We start from the raw sequence: 3632 nt of genomic DNA, 5'->3' as shown, positions 1-3632 counted from the left end.
CAATTGCCTATGTTTTTTCGACAGCAGTTAAAAACAAATTTAATAAAAATTTTTAGGAGCTCATCATGTCAATTAGTATTTCTAAGGTCGCAGGACTTGCTGTATTGTCAAGCGCTATCGTCTTTGCCACAGGTTGCGCCAACAAGCGCTCTACCTCTGACGTCGTCGTCGCCCCTCTAGGCATACCAAGTGGTCAAGGTTACTACAGCGGTGCGGTTTCTGTAAACAACTCAAGCGCAGTGACTACTGGTGCAGAAGATCTACAAGCAGTGGTTTACTTCGATTATGATAGTAGCGACATCACCGCACAAGCAGCGAGTGTCCTCAATCAGCACGCAAGCTTGCTAAGCTCAAACTCATCAGCAGGTGTCGTAATCGCTGGTCACACTGATGAGCGTGGCAGCCGTGAATACAACATAGCACTCGGTGAACGCCGTGCCCAAGCAGCTCGTAGCTATCTTGCTGGTCAAGGTGTCGCTACTAATAATATCCGTGTCATCAGCTATGGCGAGGAACGCCCTGCTGCTGCTGGTAATACCGCAGAAGCCTATGCACAAAATCGCCGTGCTGAACTGTCTTACTAAGACAGACATGTATTGGCAGCGCTTAATGTGACCGGAAAGCCCAGTAATTTAATATTACTGGGCTTTTTACCACTTTCAAATGTGTCAATTGATGACATACCCCCACACAGCTATGTAATAAAAACCAATGACCCAATCCATACTATTAACGCAAGTCAATTACACTCAGCTCGATCCTAGCACCTGGTGTATGACCGCACAGGTTAGCGAGCCCCAACGCTTATCTGGTTTTCAACTGCTTATAGCAAATGATCTATGGCAAAGTAACAATACTATATCACCCACGAACACCAGTAACCTTAATAGTCGTCATTGGCAGCAGTATCAGTCCGCTACAGCCTTATCAGCCCGCAACATTGCTCATCATCAGCGCCAAATACAGCGTAAAGGCGTTCGGTTGCTGTTGCAGCGCCTACTAGACCAACTGCACATTCACGACACCCTAAATGAGACAGCGTTTCCCTATCGGCTTATCAATAGCAAATATTACGTGTGCTTTAGCCATACAGGTGCTGATAGTAAAAATAACACCAAACACATCGCTCACACCACCGACGCTCGATTGAATAATAAAGTGGCTGTCATTCTCAGTCGTCATCATCCTGTTGGCATCGATATAGAAGCCACTAATGTTGCTTGGCACGTCGTAAAACGCTTTTACCCTGACAGTGAAATCGCTATATTACAGTCATTACCAACTACTGAGCGAAATTTGGTCGCCAAACTACTGTGGCAAATAAAAGAAAGCCACATCAAAATTCATCAATACACACTGGCGCAAGGTTTGGCTGTGGACTACTCTCACCTCGTGGCTGATTTGATAAGCAGCATAAAAACAGACCGCACTTCGACTACCCTTCCTTATAGAGTCGCCGATTATCAAGTTGTCATTTTTCCCAATCAGCAAACTGTGGCCGTTTTTTAGAACCTTATATAATGCTATATGTTATTGCTCCAAGTTACTATTGATACCGACCCTCTACCGCAGTCAAATAAGCAATACCTCAAGAATATGAGTGACGACACAGAAGAATATTCTTAGAACGGTAGGTGTCTGAATAAGGCATCTACTAACAAAACATGAGCCGGCAGGTTGATAATGAAACATAGAAAAATATCAAACAGAACACGAATCGCTAGGTTGTGCGTGAAATATAGGAAGAGATTGAGAAAAAAAAGAGCCTCGTATTTCGCCACCAGCTTTAAAGATAAGGTATGGATACGAATGGCGGTCGTCGTACCTGTTATTGTTTGGTTGATAGTGAGCGAAAAGCTATAAGATCATGATGGTGATTATCCATCAAAGCTGACAAAGCGCAGTCGTGCGGCACAAGAATGAACCCTTTATCCTCGTCGGAGTGGTTACCAGCCCAAGCAGCTATAAAGTGGCTACCAAAATCCATACGTAAATAATCATTTTCACAAAGACAAAAACTTGAACAATAAAAAAAACGACCCTCGAAAGGGTCGTTTTCTATTTACTCGTGTTTTTCTTTCAATGACAGCCTAGTGGCTGTGATTGAATTAGAAGCGGTAAGTTGCACCAACTTTAACGATCGGCATCCACTCTAGGTAGTCTTCGTTTTCTAGTTCTTTCTCTGCTGAAGCTGCTAGATCTTTACCCGTCAGTTCTGGCACTGAATTACCATTAGAATCTTCTGCAACAAGATCTTGAGTAGGATCTAAGCTAGTAACAGTAGCATCGGTTTTGCCCATGTAAGCTGCACCGATTTCACCGAACACACCCCAGTTATTGGTGATGTTTGGACGGAAGCCGATAGTTGCATAAGGTGCTAGCTTGTTACGATGCTCTAGCGTACCCTCCAGCCCAACACCGCTCGCCTCATATTTAATATCATCAATTTCGTAGAAACCACTGATGCCGCCGCTAGGATTAGCAGTTACGTCGATGTCATTGTCAGGAACGATGATGCCGGCGCCCATCGTAAACCAGTTACTAGCAGGGCGTAGCTGCACACCTAGGTATGGGTTACTGAAGTCAGTATCAACATCGTAGTTCACACCGTTAACATCTAGGTCACCGCCGAACATTTCAGCTGCATTGCCACCTGCCCAACCAGCTTGCAGTTCAGTGTTTTCGTTTAGCGCCCATCCAATGTTTGCACCATAACCTAAAGTACCAACTTCCGCACTAACGGCTGCTGGATTGACAGCCGTATTAAATAAAGTCTTGGTACCACCAACGACAGCACCAGTAGTGTTGCGAACAGCGCCAGTAGTTTTAGCTAAAACGCCGTTGTTGGTAGGTTGAGCTTCATAATTAGTAGGCTCAGCTCCATACGCAGCATCGACACCTTGAGCATTGTTAGCTGGATCGGCTGCCATAGCAGCAGTTGATGCAAGAACGGCAGCAGAAACCGCTGTTAATTTAATAAATCTCATAAGTACTCTCCTAAAGTGTGGAATATATCGCACAAAAAAAATGACAGTTAAACTTCTTTTTGAATCCATCATTTCGTTGAAGGAGATTAAAACAACTTCTGAGAAAAAAGTCACCCCTATGAATACAACTTTTATTTACCGTTATGTAAAGACTGCATGTTTCTTGTAATGATTACCTCATTATCAGGCAAAACCTAAGCGTTCTGTTACAGAATCCTTTTGAAGCAGTTAAGAAACGTAGAAATGATTGCTGAATAATTTAACGTATATGTATGTAATAATGATACAAAGTATGTCATTATTATAACTTGCCAGAATTGCTGCACTTGATGACTGGTATCTCACGAAATGCGAAAGCTCTTTTTAATTCTTGGATTCAACATTAAACCGACTTGAACCATTCAGGAACAGTTTTGGGCAATTCAGTCAACTATGTGAATCAGTGCTATAGCTATTCCCTCTAGGATGACTAACAAATTTACTAATAGAATGACTGAGCCTTCTCTAAACTTGATATCGTAGCAATTGAAGAGGACTGGTAGTTTTTGCAGAGAATGCTCTTTTTTTGTCCATCGAGCTGCTCTGATGATTTATTTTTTGGTAGTATTAATTAAATATATTTACATCATAATAAATTAATTTATC

Annotated in this window: 3 protein-coding genes; 2 read left to right on the top strand and 1 reads right to left on the bottom strand. The window is 42.5% G+C overall.

Annotation, left to right across the window (positions count from 1 at the left end; all coding sequences use genetic code 11):
* Window positions 1-65 precede the first annotated feature (65 nt).
* Window positions 66-584: a peptidoglycan-associated lipoprotein Pal gene (gene pal, locus L0J61_RS09980; protein ID WP_301466295.1), complete on the top strand. Its 519-nt coding sequence runs from the start codon at window positions 66-68 to the stop codon at window positions 582-584.
* Between the two features lie 190 nt (window positions 585-774).
* On the top strand, window positions 775-1509 hold the full coding sequence (locus tag L0J61_RS09975; RefSeq protein WP_301466294.1) for a 4'-phosphopantetheinyl transferase superfamily protein: 735 nt from the start codon (window positions 775-777) through the stop codon (window positions 1507-1509).
* A 599-nt stretch (window positions 1510-2108) separates the two neighbouring features.
* Here L0J61_RS09975 and L0J61_RS09970 read toward each other — a convergent pair.
* Window positions 2109-2987, bottom strand: a complete 879-nt coding sequence (locus tag L0J61_RS09970; protein WP_301466293.1) for a hypothetical protein — start codon at window positions 2985-2987, stop codon at window positions 2109-2111.
* Window positions 2988-3632 lie beyond the last annotated feature (645 nt).

It is taken from the genome of Psychrobacter sp. (assembly GCF_030457785.1).
Lineage (GTDB): Bacteria > Pseudomonadota > Gammaproteobacteria > Pseudomonadales > Moraxellaceae > Psychrobacter.
The sequence above is the reverse complement of the archived record's forward strand: the minus strand, read 5'-3'. Positions and strand labels throughout refer to the sequence as shown.